This is a genomic window from Micromonospora sp. L5, assembly GCF_000177655.2.
Classification (GTDB): Bacteria; Actinomycetota; Actinomycetes; order Mycobacteriales; family Micromonosporaceae; genus Micromonospora; species Micromonospora aurantiaca.
In genome coordinates this window covers 4,941,832-4,961,506 of record NC_014815.1, presented here as the reverse complement: position 1 = coordinate 4,961,506, position 19,675 = coordinate 4,941,832, and the positions used below count along the sequence as shown (strand labels likewise).

11 protein-coding genes and 1 pseudogene are annotated in these 19,675 nt (G+C 74.5%); 3 read left to right on the top strand and 9 right to left on the bottom strand.

The window, feature by feature from the left end; translation table 11 throughout:
* The 4 genes from ML5_RS22875 to ML5_RS22860 all read right to left on the bottom strand — a co-directional run bounded on the left by ML5_RS22875 (position 1) and on the right by ML5_RS22860 (position 3,692).
* Positions 1 to 918, bottom strand: a complete 918-nt coding sequence (locus ML5_RS22875) for a carbohydrate ABC transporter permease (RefSeq protein WP_013476350.1) — start codon at positions 916 to 918, stop codon at positions 1 to 3.
* A 27-nt stretch (positions 919 to 945) separates the two neighbouring features.
* Positions 946 to 2,241 carry a sugar ABC transporter substrate-binding protein gene (locus ML5_RS22870; protein ID WP_013476349.1) on the bottom strand — a complete coding sequence of 432 codons (1,296 nt, stop codon included), beginning with the start codon at positions 2,239 to 2,241 and terminating at the stop codon, positions 946 to 948.
* Between the two features lie 223 nt (positions 2,242 to 2,464).
* Positions 2,465 to 3,283 carry a hypothetical protein gene (locus ML5_RS22865; protein ID WP_013476348.1) on the bottom strand — a complete coding sequence of 273 codons (819 nt, stop codon included), beginning with the start codon at positions 3,281 to 3,283 and terminating at the stop codon, positions 2,465 to 2,467.
* A gap of 64 nt (positions 3,284 to 3,347) precedes the next feature.
* Entirely contained in the window at positions 3,348 to 3,692 is a 345-nt protein-coding gene (locus tag ML5_RS22860) for a hypothetical protein (RefSeq protein ID WP_013286972.1), read from the bottom strand.
* Between the two features lie 295 nt (positions 3,693 to 3,987).
* On the opposite strand from ML5_RS22860, the pseudogene ML5_RS22855 reads away from it, so the two are divergent.
* The 3 genes and pseudogenes from ML5_RS22855 (at position 3,988) to ML5_RS22845 (ending at position 9,731) form a co-directional block, all read left to right on the top strand.
* Positions 3,988 to 5,201 (top strand): annotated as a pseudogene (locus ML5_RS22855) (cellulose binding domain-containing protein).
* A 289-nt stretch (positions 5,202 to 5,490) separates the two neighbouring features.
* Positions 5,491 to 7,683, top strand: coding sequence for a BTAD domain-containing putative transcriptional regulator (locus ML5_RS22850; RefSeq protein WP_013476346.1), 2,193 nt, complete (start codon positions 5,491 to 5,493; stop codon positions 7,681 to 7,683).
* Positions 7,680 to 9,731: a BREX system ATP-binding domain-containing protein gene (locus ML5_RS22845; protein WP_013476345.1), complete on the top strand. Its 2,052-nt coding sequence runs from the start codon at positions 7,680 to 7,682 to the stop codon at positions 9,729 to 9,731. The genes ML5_RS22850 and ML5_RS22845 overlap by 4 nt, the downstream gene beginning before the upstream one ends.
* Before the next feature lie 28 nt (positions 9,732 to 9,759).
* Here ML5_RS22845 and ML5_RS22840 read toward each other — a convergent pair whose 3' ends face one another.
* The 5 genes from ML5_RS22840 to ML5_RS22820 form a co-directional block, all read right to left on the bottom strand.
* Positions 9,760 to 12,240, bottom strand: a complete 2,481-nt coding sequence (locus ML5_RS22840) for a hypothetical protein (protein WP_013476344.1) — start codon at positions 12,238 to 12,240, stop codon at positions 9,760 to 9,762.
* 1 nt (position 12,241) lies between these two features.
* A complete protein-coding gene (locus tag ML5_RS22835; protein WP_030268292.1) occupies positions 12,242 to 12,877 on the bottom strand; it encodes a response regulator transcription factor in 636 nt (211 codons plus the stop codon).
* A 119-nt stretch (positions 12,878 to 12,996) separates the two neighbouring features.
* Complete coding sequence (locus tag ML5_RS22830; RefSeq protein WP_369752305.1) at positions 12,997 to 13,296, bottom strand: YbaB/EbfC family nucleoid-associated protein; 300 nt, start codon at positions 13,294 to 13,296, stop codon at positions 12,997 to 12,999.
* A 50-nt stretch (positions 13,297 to 13,346) separates the two neighbouring features.
* Positions 13,347 to 16,634, bottom strand: coding sequence for a right-handed parallel beta-helix repeat-containing protein (locus ML5_RS22825; RefSeq protein WP_041784253.1), 3,288 nt, complete (start codon positions 16,632 to 16,634; stop codon positions 13,347 to 13,349).
* Between the two features lie 4 nt (positions 16,635 to 16,638).
* Positions 16,639 to 19,674 carry a hypothetical protein gene (locus ML5_RS22820; protein ID WP_013476341.1) on the bottom strand — a complete coding sequence of 1,012 codons (3,036 nt, stop codon included), beginning with the start codon at positions 19,672 to 19,674 and terminating at the stop codon, positions 16,639 to 16,641.
* Position 19,675: the final 1 nt, after the last annotated feature.

Here is a 19,675-nt window from a genome sequence, read left to right as displayed (position 1 = left end):
TCAGCGCTCCTCGGGCCGGAAGGCGCGCAGTTGCAGCGCGTTGAGCAGGACCAGGGCCACCAGGACGACGACCGACAGCGCGGCGGCGACGCCGAGGTCGTTCTGGCCCTGGAACGCGATCATGTAGATCAGCTGCACGACGGTGACGGTGCTGTTGTCCGGGCCGCCCTTCGTGAGGATGTAGAACTGTTCGAACGCGAGCAGGGAACCGGTCACGCAGAGCACCGTCGTCAGCGCCAGCGTCGGGCGCAGCAGCGGCAGGGTCACCCGCCGGAACGTCTGCCAGCGGCTCGCGCCGTCCGCGCGCGCGGCCTCGAAGACGTCCGCCGGGATGCTCTGGAGGCCGACGAGCATGAGCACCATGTAGAAGCCGGCGTAGCGCCAGACGACGAGGAAGACGGTCGACAGGAGCGCCGCGTTCGGTGAGCCGAGGAACGTGACGTCCAGCCGGCGCATCACCGGCGCGAACGGGCTGGCGTACGGCGAGTAGATCACGTAGAACAGCAGGGACGCAGAGGCCAGCCCGAGGGCGCCGGGGACGAGGAACGACGCGCGCAGCAGGTTGTTCCACCGGCTCGACTCCTGTACGAGCAGTGCCAGCCCCAGCCCGAGCGCGATCAGCAGCACCGTCGCGAGCAGTGTGTACTTGACGGTGAAGACGACCGAGTCGCTGAAGAAGCGGTGGCTCACCGCCCGGGTGACGTTGTCGGGCGCGTTCAGTCCCTGGTCGCCGGCCAGCAACGGCCACCTCGACGCCGCCATCTTGAGCACCAGCAGCAGGGGAACGGCGAACAGCGCTGCGACGAAGGCCGCTGTGGGTGCGGCGAACAGCCAGCCGAGCAGCGCCTGCCGGCGTCCGGAACGGAAGCGGCGGCGGGCCGTCGCGCGGCGCGGATCCGGTGGTGCGGTGACCTCCATGGCAGCTCCTCGCTCCCCCGCCGCGGCCTACTGCTTCAGGACGGCGGTGATCTGGTCGTTCTGCTTCTGGATGTCGCCGCCGCCCTGGAGGACCTGGCCGCGGACCAGGGCGAGCCACGGGCTGCCCGGGGCGTTGAAGGCCTGCTGGAAGTTCAGGGCGACCGGGGTGTCGCCCTTGCCGGCCACCTCGTTGACGATGACCAGGCGGGGATCCCGCGCGGCGTACCTGTTGTCCGCCAGGTCGGAGCGCGACACCACGTCCTTGTTCTTCGCCAGCACCTCCACCTGGGCCTGCTCCGACATCAACCAGTTGAGGAAGTTCCAGGCCTGCCCGGACTTCCGGGAGTCCTTCGACACGCCGATGCCGTCGCCTCCGACGAATGTCGACGCACCGCCGTCGGGGCCGGGGATGCCGGCCACCCCGACGTCGAACGGCGTCGAGGAGAGCAGCGTCGCCGGATAGAACATCAGGCCCACCTTGCCCTCGGTGAAGGCCGCGGTCCAGGTCGGACCGGTCTCCCCCGCCGAGGACGGCAGGACCGCGCCGGAGCGCCACAGGTCCGCCCAGGTGCGGTAGACCTTCTCCGCGGTGTCTCCGGCGAGTTCGGAGGTGGTGCCGTCCGGGCCGAGCACCTCGCCGCCCGCCGCCCAGATCGACGGGAACCAGGTGAAGGCCAGGCAGCCGCCGCAGTTGAGGCCGGTGGCGGTGCCGTAGACACCGTCCCTCCCGATGGCCTGGACGGCCTTGGCGGCCGTGGCGTACTCGGCGAGGGTCGCCGGCGCCCGGTCCGGGTCGAGCCCGGCCTCCCGGAACAGCTTCTTGTTCCAGAACAGCATCGACAGGTCGAGCACGAACGGCAGCACGTGCTTCCGGCCGTCACGCGTACCGGCGGCGAGGTGGCCCTTGTTGACCGAGTCCTTGAAGTCGAGGCCGTCGATGTTGGCGCCGAGGTCCTGGAACAGTCCCTGGCTCACCCAGTTCGGCACGTACACGATGTCCGCGGCGAACAGGTCCGGCAGGCTGCCGGAGCCGGCCGCCGCGCCCACCTTCGCGACGTAGTCGTCGTTGGGGACGACGGTCAGCGCGACCTTGTTCCGGTGGCTGGCGTTGTACGCCTCGACCAGCAGCTTCGCCTGCTTCTCGAGCGGCGCCCGGGTCCACAGCGTCAGCTTGCTGCCGTCGTCGAGCCCGTTCGGGCCGGCCTGGGCCAGTGCCCCGTCGTCGCCGCCGTCGTCGCCGCAGGCCGCCGCGCCGAGAACCAGCACGGCCGCCGTGAGCCCGGCCAGCCACCGCCGTCCGCGTCGGCTCGGTGTGATCGTCATGTCGGCCTCCCGTTCTCTGAGGGAGCCGGAGCCGGCTCCACGGCTGAAGCGGTAAGCGGTTGCCGATGCCGGCCCTCGGGCTCAGCCCGGCGAGGTGGGCCGAGAATTCTCCGAAAACCTTTTCGGAGAATTCTCGGCGTCCACTTAGGCAAGTGTCAATACCTCGATCCGGAGGGCGGCGTGGAGCGCCTCGCCGCACCGGCACCCCCGGCCGGCCACCGGGTCAGCTCACCCGCGCCCGGCGCCGCCGACGATCACGGCCCCGGTCAGGCTCCGGGGGGCCGGCGCGGGTCGCGGCGACGGGCCGGGCGTTGCGGCGGGTCACCGTGGGCGGCGAGCGACGCGGCGTACGCCGGCCAGGGGCGGTCACCGCGTACCCCGCCCGGATCCCGTACGCGCACAGCGCGCCGACCACGAGGGGTCCGGCGATCCACAGCGCCGCACCCGCCCAGCCGATGCCGACCGAGCCACCGACGGTCGCAACGGTCACGAGCACGCCGGGCATCGCCACGAAGCCGCCGGTCAGGTAGCGCCACCACCGTCCACCGGCGCCTCGCCGCATCGCCCACGGCACGACCGCCGCTGCCCCGGCCACCAGCGCGAGCGGGACGTAGTACAGGCCGATCTCGCCGGACGCGCAGGCGAACAGCGCAAGCGCCGCCGCGCCGGCGAACCGTGCCGCGCCGCGGGCCCGGCCCCGCAGCACGAGCGGCGCGGCCACGAGGAGCGCCGGCAGCAGCGTGAGCAACGCGATGCCGGGGCCGAACCGCCGGACGACGCCCTGTTCGCCGGAGCCCGCGCCGAGCGGGTCCACCGGCACCGCGGACGGCAGCAGGAAGCTCACGCACACGGCGATCAGCACACCGGCGGCCACCGCGACCACTGACAGCGTCCGGGCGGCCCGCTCCGCGCCGTCCCGGACCGGCAGGCCCAGTTCCTCCCGCGCCTGGCCCGCCACCGCGCTCGGTGCGCCGAGACCGGCGAGGATCTCGGCGGTGTCGCGCCCGCTGTCCAGCGCGTCGGCGATGTGCGCGCAAGACATGTGGCGCGAGGGGTCCGCGGCACGCCGCGCTCGGCGTACCGCGGACCGGCGTCGCGGGGGTCGGTCAGAGCGTTTTGTACGAGCCGAAGGTGCCGCGCGTCGTCCAGCCCCGGAACAGGCCGAGCCCGTACCCGTGCCCGCTGCAGTCGGCGGACTGGTAGCCGATGACGTTCTGGAAGCCGCCGCTCCAGCCGAGCAGCCAGTCGGCGTCGGCCGGGAACGGGCGGCACAGGTCGTCCGGCGCGGCCTGCCGGGCGACCACGGCGAGCGGATCGCTGGAGTAGAAGACCAGGCCCGTGTCGGGGTTCGGAATCGTGGCCGGCTCGGCGGCGGCGGGCGCGGCGAACAGCGGGACGGTCAGGGCCGCGGCGGCGAGACCGGCGGCGATTCGCATGGTGGACGTGCGCATTCTGTCCTCCAGGGACGGTGGGCGGCCAAGAGGGGGCGGCGGTTTCCCACCCCGTCAGGAGCGATGCGCATCGATGCCAACGGTGCCGCAGGAAGGTTGAGTTGTCAACCAAATCGGTGTCAGGCATCGACCAACGTGTATTGACACATTTTGTTACGGCGGTGATAGTAACTGCAAAAGCTCCCGCCGGTCCCTCCGCGGGGACGCATCGCGGCGGCGCCACACCGACGTGGCCGACCCACCGCCACCACCACCATCCAGGGAGCGCCGTCACGACGTGTCCCCTGGAGGGCGCATGAGAAGACGATCGAAGATCTACGCGGGGCTGGCGGCCGCCCTCGTCCCGCTCGCCTCCGTGGTCGTGGCGCTCGGCGCGACACCCGCGGGTGCCGCGATCGGCGGCTCGGGGCCCTACCCCGCCGACTACGAGACCTCGTCGAGCCTGCCCAACCACACCATCTTCCGGCCCCAGACGCTCCCGTCCGAGCGCCTTCCCGTCCTGGTCTGGGGCAACGGCGGCTGCTCGGCGAACGGCCTGTCGCAGGGCAACTTCCTGCGCGAGATCGCCTCCCACGGCTTCCTCGCCATCGCCAACGGCGCACCGAACGGCTCCGGCTCCACGAACGCCCAGATGCTCACCCAGTCCATCGACTGGGCCGTGGCGGAGAACTCCCGGCCGGGCAGCAGGTACTACAACCGGATCGACATCACGAAGATCGCCGTGGCCGGGTTCTCCTGCGGTGGCCTGGAGGCGTACGCCGTCTCGAACGACCCGCGCGTCACCACCACCGGCATTTTCAGCAGCGGCCTGCTCAACGACGCCGACGACTACCAGCTGCGGCGACTGACCAAGCCGATCGCGTACTTCGTCGGCGGGCCGAGCGACATCGCGTACCCGAACGCGATGGACGACTGGGGCAAGCTGCCGGCCGGGCTGCCCGCCTTCATGGGCAACCTGAACGTCGGGCACGGCGGCACGTACGACCAGCCCAACGGCGGCGAGTTCGGCCGGGTCGCGGTGCTCTACCTCAAGTGGCGCCTGAAGGGCGACGTCGGCGCCGGCGCGAACTTCGTCGGCCCGGACTGCGGTCTGTGCCGCAGCCAGTGGAGCGTCCAGCAGAAGAACCTGACGCTGGACGGCCCGCCGCCCACCACGCCCCCGCCCACGACCCCGCCACCCACCACGCCGCCGCCCACCACGCCCCCGCCGGGTGGGGCCTCCTGCACAGCCGTCTACGCCGTCCAGGACCAGTGGAACGGTGGCTTCGTCGCCAACGTGACCGTGACCGCCGGGAGCACCGCGCTGACCGGCTGGCGCGTGACACTCACCCTGCCGGGCGGCGCCGCGATCAGCTCGTTGTGGAACGGCGTGCCCAGCGGCACCAGCGGCACCGTCACCGTGGCCAACCAGAGCTACAACGGACGGCTGGGCGCGGGCCAGAGCACCACCTTCGGATTCCAGGCACCGGGACCGGCGGCGGCGCCACCGCCACCTGCGCCGGTAGCTGAACCACCTCGGGCAGGGCCGGCGCCGGACCCCGGCCCCGCCCGAGGTGAGTATCGTCTCGCCGGACGCCCGGCCGCCCGCCGGTCCGTCGTGGACGGTTCGGGCCCACCCTCGGGAAGACTGCCTGCTAGCGCTACCGGCGGCAGCCGGAGATGAACGCGACGTGCACCGGAAAGCCCTGCGCCGTAAGCCTTTCCGCCATCCACACGAAGTTGACATGGTAGATGGTTGGGCTAGGGTTCCGCCGAACGGTTGTCACCGAGGCAGGTATCCGGTCACCACGAGGACGGCATGACGGCACAGTGCAGTGGCTTCGACATCCGCTTGCTGGGCAATCTCCGGATCACGTACGCCGGGCGGGAACTGCCACTGCGCTCGGCTCAGCGCCGGGCCGTCTTCAGCGCGCTGGCGCTCACCCCGGAGCGGGGCCTGTCCCGGGACGAGCTGATCACCGCCGTCTGGGGTGACCACCCGCCGGCCAGCGCGACCGGCAACCTCTACACGTACGTCTCCGCCCTGCGCCGGATGCTCGAACCGGACCGTGACAGGTGGTCCTCCGGCCGGGTGCTCACCTCCGAGGGCGGCAGCTACCGGCTGCACCTCGACGCCGACGCCGTCGACGTGCACCGCTTCGAGCGGTTGCGCGAACGCAGCCGCGCGCCCCGCGCCACCGGGGACACCGCCGGCGAACTGGCCGCCCTGGACGCCGCGCTCGCGCAGTGGCGGGGCGACGAGGCGCTCGTCGGCGTACCGGGACCACGGGCCGCCGGCCACCGGATCCGGCTGGGCGAGCTGTACCTGACGACAGTGGAACGGCAGGCCGAGCTGATGCTGGGCCTCGGACGCGGAGCCGAGGTCGTCGACCGCCTGCTCGCGCTCGTCGACCGCCACCCGGCCCGGGAGAGCCTGTACGCGGTGGCGATGCGCGCGCTCGCCGCGCAGGGGCGTACCGCCGAGGCGCTCGCGCTCTACGCCACGCTACGGGACCGGCTGGTCGAGGAGTCGGGCACCGAACCCGCCGCCGCCGTCCGGCAGATCCACGAACAGCTGTCGGCCGGCACCGCGGCCCCGGCACGTGGCCCCGGCCCGGTCCCGCGGCGGCACCCCGGCTTCCGGGGCCGTTCCGCCGCGCTGGCCCGGCTGCGGTCGGCGGTCACCGGCCTGGCGGGCGGACGCGGCGGCAGCGTCTGGATCAGCGGCGAGGCGGGCATCGGGAAGTCGGCGCTGCTGGCCGAGGGGCTGAGCGGCGCGGCCCCGCTCGGCGTCCAGGTCGGCTGGGCCGTCGGCGACGAGCTGGCGTACCGGATGCCGTTGAGCATCGTGCTGGAGTGCCTCTCCCTGGGCAACGACGCGGACGGCCTGCCCGCCTCGCTGCACGCCTGCACGGCCGGGGAACCGCCGACCATGACCGTGATCGACACGGTGCAGCGGTTCGTGGTGGCGCGGTGCGCCGAACGGCCGCTGCTGCTGGTCCTGGACGACCTCCAGTGGGCCGACGACATGTCGCTGCTGGTCTGGCACGCGCTGCACAAGCTCACCACGCGGCTGCCGCTGCTGCTCGTCTCGGCCGCCCGCCCGGTTCCGGCCGGATACGAGGTGCGGCTCCTGCGCCGGGTGCTGCCCCGCGACGGCACCACGCTCGTCGAACTCGGTCCGCTCGACGACGACACCGCGACCGCGCTCGTACGCGACTGGTTTCGTCCGCCCGGCCCGGACCCCGGCACCACCCGCTCGTTCGTCGCGGCGGCCGCCGGGAACCCGTACTACCTTCGTCATCTCGTCCTCGCCGACCGCGACGGCCGGACCGCCGACACGCCCGGACCCGAGCTGACCGACGCGGTCTCCCGGCACCTGCAACCGCTCGCCGACGACACCCGCCAGTTGCTGCGGGCGATCGCGTTCCTCGGCAACAACTACCTGGTCGCCGACCTGGCCGCGGTCACCGGCAAGTCGGCGCCGGAACTCGTGCCCGCGGTGGAGGAGGCGCTGGCCGCCGGGGTCCTCGTCGAGGACGGGCGTCGCCTGCGGTTCCGGCATCCGGTCCTGCGCCGGGTCCTGCGCGGCGCGATCCCGACTGCGCTGCGGGTGCTGATGCACAGGCAGTTCGCCCAGCGGCTCGCCGAAGCAGGTGGCGACCTCGGCCGGGTCGCGGGCCAGTTGCTGGCCGGCCCGGTGCCGGTCGACGCCTGGGTGCAGGACTGGCTGACCACGCACGCCGCGCAACTGGGCGCCGTCGCCCCCGCGCCCGCGATCGCGGTGCTGCGGCACGCCGTTGCCTCGCCCGGCCTCTCCGCGCCGTCCCGCGAGCTGCTCACCGCGGAACTGGCCCGGGTGCTGCACCGCTGCGGGCTGCCCGCGGGCGCCGAGGCGAGCTGGGTGTCGGCGCACACCGGGGACGCCGCGACGCGCGCCGAGATGAGCCGGATCGCCGGCCCGGGCGGGCCGTCCCCGAGCGTCGGACCGGCGGTCGTCGGGCACCGGTGAGGAGACTGCGCGTCACCGTTCTGGGGCCGGTACGCGCCTGGAACGGCGAGGTCGAGATCGACCTCGGACCGGCCCGGCGGCGGGCCCTGTTCGCGATGCTGGCCGCGAACGTCAACCGCCCGGTCACCCGCGCCGAGCTGATCCGGGCGCTGTGGGGCGACTCGGCGCCGAGCGCCGCGGCGGGCAACATCTACACCTACGTCTCCGGCCTGCGGCGCAGCCTGGGCCCGGCCGGGGGGATGCTGCGCTCCGGCCGCGCCGGGTACACGTTGCGCCTCGACCCGGGCGCGCTGGACGCCGACCGGTTCGAGGCGCTGTGCGAGGCCGCAGTGGCACCGGCCGCGGCCGGGCGGCCCGCACCGGCCGTCGCGCTGCTCGACGAGGCGCTCGCGCTGTGGCAGGGCGAGCCGTACGCGAACGTCACCGGACTCTTCGCCGACCTCGACCGGCACCGCCTGACCGAGATGCGGATCGCCGCGGCCGAGCGGCGGGCCCGGCTGGTCCTGACGGGCGGCGGCGACGACGCGCTCATCGCCGACCTGACCGCACTGGTCCGCGACCACCCGCTGCACGAGCCGTTCCACGAGCTGCTGATGTGTGCGCTGCACCGGGCCGGCCGGGGCACCGAGGCGCTCGACGTCTTCCACGCGGCGCGCCGGGTGCTGGTGGACGAACTCGGGGTCGAGCCCGGCCCGGCGCTGCGCGAGTTGCAGAGCCGGATCCTCGCCGAGCCGGCGGCGGCCCCTCCGGCCGTACCGGTGACGCCGGTAGCGGAGGTGCCGGCAGCGGTGGCCGCGCCGCCCGTACCGCGGCGGGGCCGGCTGGTCGGACGCGACGCCGAGCTGGCGCTGCTGCGCGACCTGCTGGACGCGGTGGGCGAGGGCCGCAGCGCGATCGTGTGGATCGAGGGTGAGCCGGGCATCGGCAAGTCCGCGCTGCTCGACGCGGCGCTGCACGAGGCGCGTGCGCGGGGCCACCGGGTCGCGCGCGGCAGCGCCGAGGAACTCAGCAGCCGCATCCCTCTGCACGTGATGCGCCGGGCGCTGCGCCTGGAGGACGCGCCGCACGACGACCCGGCGGCGGCTGTCGACCGGGTGCTCGACCACGTCCGCCGGCTGACCGCCGAGGGCCCGCTGGTCCTGGCCGTCGACCATCTCCAGTGGGCCGACGAGGTGAGCCTGCTCGCCTGGGAGCGGCTGGCCGCGCTGACCCGGTGGCTGCCGCTGCTGCTCGTCGCGACCGCCCGGCCCGAGCCCGGCCGCCGCGACCTGGCCCGGCTGCGGCGCGGCGTGAGCACCCGCGCCGGGCACCTGATCCGGCTCACTCCCCTGCCCCCGTCGGACATCGAGCAGATCTTCGGCCGGACCGTCGGCGTGCCGCCCGGCGCCACGCTGCGGTCGCTGGCGCCGCTGGCCGCCGGCAACCCGCTGTACGCCCGGGAACTGGTCACCGGCCTCGTGGCGGAGGACGGCGTACGGGTGGTCGACGGGCTCGCCGAGGTCGACGCGCGGGCCGACGACATGCCGCGCTCGCTTCTGGACACCGTGCGGGCCAGCCTCGACCACCTCTCCCCCGGCGCCCGGGAGGCGCTGCGCTACGCCGCCCTGCTCGGCGACGAGTTCGCCGTCACGGAGGTCGCGGCGGTCACCGGGCGGACCCCGTTCGACCTGATGGCCGACCTGGAGGAGGCGGTCGCCGCCGACGTCCTCGTGGACGCGGGCAGCGAGCTGGCGTTCCGGCAACCGGTGCTGCGGCGGGCCCTCGCCGGCAGCATCCCCGCCGCGCTACGGCCGACGCTGCACCGGCACGCGGCGCAGGCGCTCGCGGACAACGGCGGCCCCGTCACCCGGGTCGCCGACCACCTGCTCGCCGGGCCGCCCGAAGTGGACGAGTGGCTGGTGGGCTGGCTGGTCGCGCACGACGCCGAGCTGTCCCGGCAGGCCCCGGAGGCGGCCCGCGAGCTGGTACGCCGCGCCCTGGCGAGCCACCGGCTGCCGCCGGCGCAACGGGCGACGCTCGCCGCCCTCCTCGACGGTCTCGACCGGTAGCGCCTCGGCGCTCGGCCGGTACAGCGCCTCAGCGCAGCCCGGGAACGCCCGTGAACCGGCGTGCGGCGGCCGCCGGGACCGGCGTACCCGGGCCGGTGCGGCGCACGAGGTGCTGGCGCAGGGCGGCCAGGGCGAGGGCGTCGAAGCGTACCCGCCCGTCCACGGGCGGCTCCTCCACCGCCAGTTCCCGCAACAGCAGCCGGGCGGGTGCACCGGCCTCGGGCTCCTGCACCTGGAGCACCGTGAACGCCGTACCGGGGAGGAACAGCACCCGGGCGGGCACGCCGTCGCCGGTCTCGAACGCCGCCGTGCGCCGCGCGGTCGCCGACCAGATCAGCACCTCGACCGTGCCCGGCAGGTCGGCGGGCGGCTCGGCGAGGGCGTTGGTGAACCCCCAGTCGGTGAGCACCCGCCGCTGCGCGATCCGGCGCAGGTCCGCCGTGGTCAGCCCGGCGCCTGCGTACGCGACGCCGCGGTGCACGGGCAGCCGGCGTACGCCCGCTGACACGCACCTGGCGAACGGCACGTGTCCGCCCGGCTCGGCGGACCGCAGCGCCTGGTCGAGGCCGTCGCCCGCGGCCGAGAGGTAGAGGCGGACGGCTGTCGCGTACTCCACCGCGTCGGCGCCGCCGGCGAGCGCCGGATGCGCGGCGAGCACGTCCGCCACGTCGGCGGAGACCGCGGCGATCTCGCGGCGGAACGCGCGCCGGAACCAGGTCCGCTCCTCGTCCAGGTCGGGGCCGGGGCGTACGCCCCGCGCGTCGTCGCCGGGGGTGCGCTGGAAGCGGACGGGCGCCGGTGCGGGGCGGTGCACCGGCAGCGTCATCGTCGGGCTGGTCGCCCAGCCCGCGCCGCCGTCGAGCACCGGCCCGGCCACGTCGGGCGCCGCCGCCTCCGGTCCGTTCGCGTCCGGCCCGATGCCGTCGAGCCCGGCGACGCCCGGCCCGGCCCCGGGAAGCCCGGCCGCCTCCGACCCGACAACGCTCAGCCCGGCCCCGGGAAGCCCCGCCGCGTCCGGCCCGGCACCGTGAGGCCCGGTCGCTTCTGCCCCCGGGCCGGGAAGCCCGGAGCCGTCCGGCAGGGTCGTTTCCGGCAGGGCGGCGGGACCGGCGACTGCGGGAACAGCCACGGCCACCTCGCTGGCCGACGGCGCGGGCGGGCCGGCCACGGCGACGGGCACCGGCTCCGGGACGGGCGCCGGCACCGACGGCGCGGGGAGCAGGTCGGCGGCGTGACCCGTCGTGTGCCGGTACGTCCCGGCCTCGATCCCGCGCGCCGAGAGCCCTGGGCGTCCCGGCGCCACGAGCGAGGACGGCTGCACCGCCGCGCGCCTGCGGGTCGCCGGGTCCAGCCGCGCGGCCAGGTCACCGGCCAGTTCCCGGTGGCGGTCGGCAGCGGCCGGCGCCGGGTCGTCCACGACCAGGCGGACCCGGTTCGGGTCCATCGGCACCGCGCGGATCCGGTCGGCGTGGCGGGGCGGCTCCGGGGCGCGCAGCCAGAGGCCGGACGGGATCACCTCGACCACCGCGTCGTGGGCGTACTGGTAGACGCGCGGGCCGACCGGCTCGCCGAGTTCCGGCGGCGCGCGGTGACGCAGGATGCGCGGCGTCACCGCCTTCGCCCCCAGCGTCTCCCGGGGCCGGTAGGCCAGCTCCTCGGCGAAGACCTGCCAGCCGGGCCGCCCGTCGGCGTCGACTGTGAACATGGCCGGGCCGTCGGGCCGGCCGCTGGGCACGCCGGTGAAGACGCGCACCGGGCTGCGCAGCAGGTCGGCCAGCGCCTGCCCGAACTGCTCGCCGTCGGGCAGCGCGACCGGGCCGTACTGGACGAAGCGGGCGTGCTCGCGCCCCTCCGGCGCCAGGCCGCGCCAGAACCGGGCGATGTCGTCCAGGCGCAGCGGCGCCGTCCCGGGGCAGCCCACCAGGACCGGCATGGCGTCCGGCAGGCACGGCATCGTCGAGGTGAGGTGGCTTCCGTGTACGGCGACGGCGGCCTCGTCGCGGCTCTCCCGGAGCCAGACGCCGCCGGGCAGCGGCTCGGCGGCGCAGGTCGAGCTGATCGTCAGGTGGTCGACGGCGGCGCCGTCCCAGGCCGGTACGGGATAGCGCTTCGACTGCCAGACCGGCGTGTGGCCGCGCCGGTAGCAGACCCAGCCGCCGAGATCGGTGGCGTGCACGAACAGCAGTCCCGCCGCACCCGGGATCATCCGTCCGAACGGGGCGATCACCGGCCGGCCCAGCCGGTCGGAGAGCCACTGGCCGGCGAGCGCCCCGGTCTCCGGGCGGGCGCCGCAGACCACCAGCCGGATGCCCCGGCGCAGGCGTTGCCGGCGCAGTTCGGTCGCGACCGTGTCCCAGATGTCGAACGGCAGTTCGTGTTGCAGGTCCAGGATCACGATGTCGTTGTCGGGATCCCGGTCCACCGACAGCGCGACCGTACGGGCCTCCGTGCTGATCCGCTCGCTGGCGTGCAGCACCAGGGCGTTGCCGACGGTGTGGCGCGTGATCACCTCAGATCATGCCGGAGCGCAGGGCGTAGGCCACCGCGTGCGAGCGGTTGCGCAGCTTCAGCCGGTGGTTGAGGCCGTAGATGACGTTCTTCACAGTGCGTTCGGAGTAGCGCAGCTCGTCGGCGATCTCGTTGGTGTCGAAGCCCTCGGCCATCAGCCGCAGCACGTCGATCTCGCGCGCGGTCAGGCCGGAGGCGTTGAGCCCGTTGGGGTTGAGCACGTCGCGCTGGAGCCGTTCGATGTGCTTGAGCAGCTCGCCCACCAGGTTCGGGGGCAGCACGCCGCCGCCGGAGGCGGCCGCCCGGACGCTGTGCACGAGGCGTTCGGCGGTGACCGCCACGCGCGGCAGGACCGCCACCACCCGGCACTCCACAGCGGTCAGCAGCTCCTGCTCGCTGACCTCGGTCGTGATCAGGACGACCGGGGCGCCGATCTCGGTCGCCGCGAGGCGCAGCATGGCGATCACGTCGGTGGTGAGCCGCTCCGCGGCGACGACGAGCACCTGCGCCCGCGTCCGGTCCGCGCTGTCCAGCAGCGTGATGTCGGAGCGCGACCGGAGGTGGGCGGTCAGGCCGGTGTGGGTCAGCGGGTCGGGCGCGTGCACAAAGACGGCAACTTGCTCCACAGCCATCTCCATCACTGTCAGTAGGGGCTGACAGTCTCATGGAGAGTCCTTCAGGAAATCTCCACACTCTCTTTCCCGATGGCGTCGAGCCGTGAAGATCTGCCCATAACCGCTGGTCAGACTTTTTTCAGTCAGTGAAGATTGATTTCGACGGGGCCCATCTTCTCCGTCGCGAGCTTCCCGGCGTTCGCGGCGGCGGCCTGGATCGCCTCCATGATCGCCGTCTGCAACGACGCTGCGTCACGCTGCTCGTACACCCGTGGGTCGACCCGGACGGCCTGGACCTTGCCCAGGCCGCTGGCCATGACCACCACAGTGGCGTCCTGGGAGCGGCCGGTGACGATCGCCCGCTCCAGCTCCGACTGCGCGTTGCGCATCTGGTCCTCCAGGCGCTGCGCGTTCTCCATGAACTCCTGGAACGAGGGTGGGATCGGCGTGGACTCGGGCTGCATGCCGGGCCTTTCTGTGTGTGGGCGGGTGGTCAGCCGACGGCGGCCAGGCCGCCGAGCCGCTCGCCGGCCGCCGGGCCGGGCGCGGCCAGGTCGGCGAGCGCGAGGGTACGGGAGCCGGTGCGCCGGGTCAGCGCGAGCGAGAACTGGTGGGCGGCGTGGACTGTGCGCTCGGGCAGCCGGCCGGCCATCTGCGTCAGCGCGGCCCGGACGTCGTCGGGCACCTCATGACCCCGCCGCACCAGGTGCCGCAGCACGACGGTGGCCAGCTCGTCGGTGCTGAACTCGGGCACCGACCACTGCTGGCCGAACACCTCGTTCACCGCCGGCACCGCGGTCCGCAGGCTCGCCAAGGCCGCCTCCTCGCCGGTCAGCACCACCACCGGATCGCCGAGCCGGGAACGCATCCGGCTCACGAGCGCCTCGGCGATCTCCGGCGCGACGCCGGAGGAGTCGTCGACGTAGTCGAGCTGGAGCACACCCCCGGCCGCGTCGTCGAGGACCGCGTCCACCAGGCTCCCGGCCTGGCCGGGCCACTGCGGCGCCAGTTCCCGGCTCGTGCTCACCCGCACCAGCTGGCCGACCGGCACCAGGCCCAGCTCCGACAGGCATGCCGCGTACAGCCGGGCGTACTCGCTGCGGCCGCTCCCGGCCCGGCCGCCGAGCAGCACGTTGCCGGTGCGGCCGGGGCCGCGCCGGCGGTTGCGTCCCTCGCAGAGCTGCAACAGCGTCTGCCCGGCCGCCTCCTTGACGCGCTGCCCGCCGACCAGGCCGCAGATCCGCTTCCAGCTGCGGGCCGCGTTGATCGCGCCGGTCGGGTCGGTCGCCGCGTCGGGCTGCTCGCCCTGCTCGACCGGCAGGTCCTCCAGCAGCGCCAGCTCGGGTTCGACGTCGGCGGCGGTGAGCCGGTTGAGTTCGCTGTCCTTCGTGGGCGGCGTGGTCGCCAGGCGCGACGCCTGGTTGTTGATCAGCGCCTCGAACAGCTTGCGGGCCACCCGGCCGTTGCCGAACGTCGCGTTCTTCGGCACCCGGGTGAAGTACGCGGTGAGCGCGTCCACCGCGTCGTCGGTCAGCTCGTAGTAGTGCTTGCTGACCAGGTTCGAGGTGATGGTGACGAGCTCCTCGACGGAGTAGTTCGGGAACTCGACGGTACGGGTGAAGCGGGACGCCATACCGGGGTTGGAGGCGAGGAACTGCTCCATCAGCTCGGAGTAGCCCGCGACGATCACCACCAGCTCGTCGCGGTGGTCCTCCATCATCTTCATCAGGGCGTCGATGGCCTCCTGGCCGAAGTCCGGCCCGGAGCCGCCCGAGCCGCTGGACAGCGTGTACGCCTCGTCGATGAAGAGCACGCCGCCGAGCGCCTTGGTGACCAGCTCGGTGGTCTTGATCGCGGTGGAGCCGATGTACTGGCCCACCAGGTCGGCCCGGGCCGCCTCGACCATGTGGCCCTTGGACAGGATGCCCAGCTCCTTGAGCACCGAGCCGTACAGGCGGGCCACTGTGGTCTTACCGGTGCCGGGCGGCCCGGCGAAGACCAGGTGCCGGCTCATCGGCGGCATCGGCAGGCCCATCTGGAGCCGGACCTGCGACATCTTGATCAGGTTGATCAGCGCGGTGACCTCCTGCTTCACCCCGCGCAGACCGATCAGCCCGTTCAACTCGCGAAGCGGCTCGCTCAGCTCGTCCGCGCCGCTCTCCGCCGCCGTACCCTCGTCGCCGGCCACCGGGGCCGGCGCGGCGGACGGCGGACCGGCGGGCGCCGGGGTGGCCTGCGGGCGGCCCACGGTCAGCACCTCGGTCGTCACCGTGGCGCCGGGCCCGCGGCGGACGTCCTCGCCGCCGCTGTCACGCACCACGCACCGGGTCAGCGCCACCGGCTCCACGGTGTCCACGCCGATGCCGGCCCCGCCGCTGCCCAGCACCTCCCCGTCGCTCACCGACCCGCGGGAGCCCGCCTCGAAGACGATCCCGTCGGCCCGGGCGTCGCGCACCCGGGTCTGCGTGACGGTCGCCGACCCGGTGACCCGCAGGCCGTCGCGGGCCGCGCCGACGATCTCGCTGTCGCCGAGCTGGAGCGTCCCCTCGGCCAGCACGCCCGCACCCCGCAGCAGGGACGCGCGCAGCGTCAGGTCGGCGCCGGCGCCCACCCGGACGCAGGCCACGCCGGTTCCGGTGAGGCGGGCCTCGTGCACGACGCCCCGCGCGGGGCCGGTCAGCGCGAGCGCTGTCGCCTCGCCCGCGTCCACCACCAGGTCGGTGCCCTCCAGCGAGGCGCCGTCCTGGACCAGCACCCCGCCGCCCGTGGTGATCTCGGCGCGCAGCCGCTGGAGCACGACAGCCGACTCACCGGTGAGCACGGCGACGTTGTCGCGCGTGCCCCGCACGGTCAGCCCGAGGAAGCGGGGCGAGCCGCCGGTGACGGCGACCCCGACCGGCGCGTCCTGGACCGTGCAGTCGGTGAAGGTCGGGCGGCCGCCGCCGAGCACCTGCACGGCGGTGTGCCCGGCACCGCCGAACGTGCAGTTGCGGAACGACGGCGACGCGCCCTCGGCGATGTGCGCCGACTGCACCGCGGCGCCGGTGAACGTCGAGTCGCTGATCTGCACGTCGCCTTCGCCGCGCACGAAGACGTCCACGTTGCCGCTGCCGGTGACGGCCAGGCCGCGGATGCGCGCCCAGGCGCGCTGCTCGACCACCAGGGCGGGCTTGCCGGCCCCGGTGATCTCGCACTGCTCGATCGTGAGCCGGGCGTCGCCGCCGGCACACACGCTGTTCGCGCCGGCCGTGCGCAGGCGGCAGCGGCGCAGCGTCAGGGCGCTCTGCTCCCCCACCACGACGCTGCTCGTGGCGACGTCGTGGACGTCGGTGTCCTCGATCGTGCTCGACCCGGCCGACATCACCACCACGCCCGCGCCCGCCGAGCTGGTCACGTCGCAGCCACGCAGCGCGACGGTGCCCTGCATCCGGGCCAGCAGCGTCACCCAGGAGGCGCCGCTGACCCGGCAGTCGTCGAGCGCCACCTCGCCCGCGTACACGTCTACCGCCGCCAGCGTCGTGTCGGCGCTGCTGAGCGTGATGCCGCGCAGCTGGGCGCCCTCACCGCGGACGACGAGGACGCTGCCCTCCTCCACGTGCACCTCGACGGTGCCGGGCCGGGCCGCGCTGATCGTCACCCGGTCACCGACCACGAGCTTCTCGACGTACCGGCCGGGGTGGACGTCGATAGTGGCGCCGGGCTCGGCCCGGGACAGCGCGGAGCCGATCGTCGGATAGGAGCCCGGCTTCCGGTCGCCCACCACAAGAACCTGCCGACTCACCGCGTCATCCCTTCCGGTCCAGCCCGGGCAGCACCCGCAGGCGCCCGCGGGCCGCCGCGCCGATGCGTACCCGGGGCTCGGCCGTGGCCCAGCGGTCCACGCTGCGCCGCAGCGACGTGATCGCCAGCTCGTCGAGCGACACCCGGTTGGAGTCGACCCGGCCGGTGTCGTCGATCTCGTTGGCGCCGATCTCCCGCAGCAGGACCGCGCCGCGCTCACCCTCGGCGGGCCGGCGCAGGTCCAGCACCTTGAAGTTCGTACCGGGCAGGAACAGCACCCGGTCCTCGACGTGCTCGTCCCCCTCCGGCTCCAGCAGGCTGGTCCGGCGGGCGGTCATCGACCAGATCAGCACGTCGGTGTCGCCGTCCTCGGACGCGCACGGCTGGGTCAGCGCGTTGACGAAGCTCCAGTCGGTCACCAGCCGCCGGTCCTGGTAGAGCGCCCACTCCCCGGCGGTCGGCGACAGCCGGTAGACGGTGGTGCCCCGGAACGACGGCATCCGGGAGACACCGGCCACCACGCAACGCGCGAACGGCACGTGCGGCCCCTTGCGGCCGGAGCGCAGACCCGCGTCGACACCCGGTCCGCGACCGGCCAGATAGAGCCGCAGCGCTACCGAGTCGGCGAGCACGTCCTCGGTGGACACGCCCGAGCCCTGCATGCCCGGGTGCTCGGACATGATCCGGGACACCGAGCTGGCCATCACGTCGAACTCGCGGCTGAGCGTGCGGCGCAGCCATGCGCGCTCGTCGGCGAGCCCCTTCTTCTCCGACAGCAGCGCGCCCGCGCCGGCCGACGGCACCGGCTGCACCCGCGCCTCGGCGGCCACCTCCGACGGTTCGGCGTTCTCCGACGGCGTGGCGGCGTTCGACGGCTCGGCCTGTCCGTCGGGCTCGGCGGTCCGCGCGGGCGCGGCCACGTGCGACGGACCGGCTCCGGCGGGCGGGGCGGGCGGCAGGTCGACCGCGACGGCAGGCAGCGACGGCAGAGCCGCGACCGGCGCCGCCGGCCCGGCCGCCACCGGCGGCGTCGCGAGCGCCTGGCCGAAACCGGCGGGCATGGTCGGCGGCGCCGGCTCGCCGAAGCCCGCCGGCATGGTGGGCGGCGCGGGGTACGTGTCGTGTCCGGCGTCCTCGACGGGTGCCGCCGAGGGCCCGCTCCCGGAGTCGGCGGCGACCACCGGTCCGTCGGCGGCGCCAGGCCCGGCAGGTGCGGCGGGCGTGACCGGCTCACCGGCGGCGATCGGCGGCGTGGGTGCGGACACCACCACGGGCACCACCGGCGGTGCTGTCGGCAGTGGCACAGCAGGTGGAGGCGGCAGCTCGGACACGACCGGCGGCGCAGGCGGTGCGGGCAGCTCGGAGACGAGCGGCACGGCGGGCGGTTCCGGCAGCTCCGCCACGACCGGCGGCGCAGGCGGCTCGGAGACGACCGGAGGCGCTGCCGGGAGCGGCACCGCGGGCGGAGCCGGGAGCGCGGACACGAGCGGCACCGCGGGCGGAGCCGGCAACTCGGACGCGAGCGGCGCGACCGGGGGCGGCGGCAGTGCGGGCGCGACCGGAAGGGGCACCGCGGGCGGTGCGGCCGGCTGTTCCCGGCCGGCGGGAAGGGGCGGGACCGGTGCGGGAACGGCGACCACCACACTGTCCGCCGCGGGCGGTGCGACAGGCGCGGGCGGGGCGACATCCACGTACGCGGGCACCGGCACGGTCGCGCCCACCGCCCGCATCTCGGTCTCCAGGTCGATGACCACCTCGGCCCGGCTGGCCGGTTTCGCGCCGGGCACCAGCACCGACGCGGGCATCAGCGCGCGGCTCGTACCGGCCATGCCGTCGACGCGTGCGGCCAGGTCGAGCGCCAGCTCCCGCATCCGGTGGGCGGTGGAGTGGACGGTGTCGTCGAAGACGAGCGTGCCGCTGCCCGCGTCGAGCATCGCGGACCGGACCTGCTCGGCGTTCTTCGGCTCGGCGGTGGAGCGTACCCAGAGGCCGGTCTGCACCACCTCGACCACCGCGCCGGGGGCGAACCAGTAGACCCGGGGCGCGACCTCCTCGGCGCCGGCCAGCGGCGGACGGTGGCTGAGCACAGTGGGGCGGCGGGCCCGCGAGTTGGGGTGCGCCCGGGGCGTGTAGGACAGTTCGAGCGCGTACGGCGCCCAGCCGAACGCCCCGTCCGGCAGCACGGTACGGATCTCGTACCGGTGCGGGCTGCCGATCGGTACGCCGGTGTAGCAGGTGACGTCGGTGTTCAGCAGGTCGGCGAGCGCCTGGCCGAACGCCTCGCCCTCGGGGATCCGGACCTCGCCGAACTGCACGAAGCGCACCCGCTGGCGGTTCTCCTCGTCGAGTCCGCGCCAGAAGCGCACCACGTCGTCGAGCGACAGCGGCGGCGTGCCGGGGCAGCCCAGCAGCACGGTCATCGTCTCCGCCTGGCAGGGCACGTACGCGGTGAGCCGCTGCCGTTGCGGGTCGACCACCTGCGGGTCGCGGTTGCTGTGGATCCAGACCCCGGCCGGGATCGGCTCGATCTCGGCGGTGGCGCTGGACGGCCGGGTGTCGATCGCGGCCCGGTCCCATCGCGGCGTCGGGTAGCGCTTGGCGTCCCAGGCGGGCGGACGGCCGGGCCGGAACCGCACCCAGCCGCTGCCCGGTGCGGAGTGGACGAACAGCGTTCCGGCGGAGCCGCGTACCAGGTCGCCGTCCGGGGCGATGACGGTGCGGTTGAGGCGTTCGGAGAGCCACTGACCGGCCATCGCCGCGGAGTTGCCGTGCCGGCCGCAGGCGATGAGCCGGATGCCGCGGCGGCGGCGCGGCAGCACCCCGGCCATCGCCTCCCACGCGCTGATCGGCATGCCGTCGCCGAGGTCGAGCACGACGACGTCGTTCTCCGCGTCCTCGATCACGGACAGCGCCAGCGACTGGGCCTCGGGACTGATGGCGTCCTCGGCGTGCACCACGAGGGCGTTGCCGACGGTGTGCTGGACGACGCCCTCGGGACGGTCCTTGCCGCCGCCGAACAGGTCCCGGATCCGGGTTGCCATG

Bases quoted from the DNA above. Each gene is read 5' to 3' on its own strand.
- ML5_RS22860 (WP_013286972.1), bottom strand. From the start codon at position 3,692: ATGCGCACGTCCACCATGCGAATCGCCGCCGGTCTCGCCGCCGCGGCC.
- ML5_RS22875 (WP_013476350.1), bottom strand. From the start codon at position 918: ATGGAGGTCACCGCACCACCGGATCCGCGCCGCGCGACGGCCCGCCGC.
- ML5_RS22850 (WP_013476346.1), top strand. From the start codon at position 5,491: ATGACGGCACAGTGCAGTGGCTTCGACATCCGCTTGCTGGGCAATCTC.
- ML5_RS22820 (WP_013476341.1), bottom strand. From the start codon at position 19,674: ATGGCAACCCGGATCCGGGACCTGTTCGGCGGCGGCAAGGACCGTCCC.
- ML5_RS22835 (WP_030268292.1), bottom strand. From the start codon at position 12,877: ATGGAGATGGCTGTGGAGCAAGTTGCCGTCTTTGTGCACGCGCCCGAC.
- ML5_RS22870 (WP_013476349.1), bottom strand. From the start codon at position 2,241: ATGACGATCACACCGAGCCGACGCGGACGGCGGTGGCTGGCCGGGCTC.
- ML5_RS22865 (WP_013476348.1), bottom strand. From the start codon at position 3,283: ATGTCTTGCGCGCACATCGCCGACGCGCTGGACAGCGGGCGCGACACC.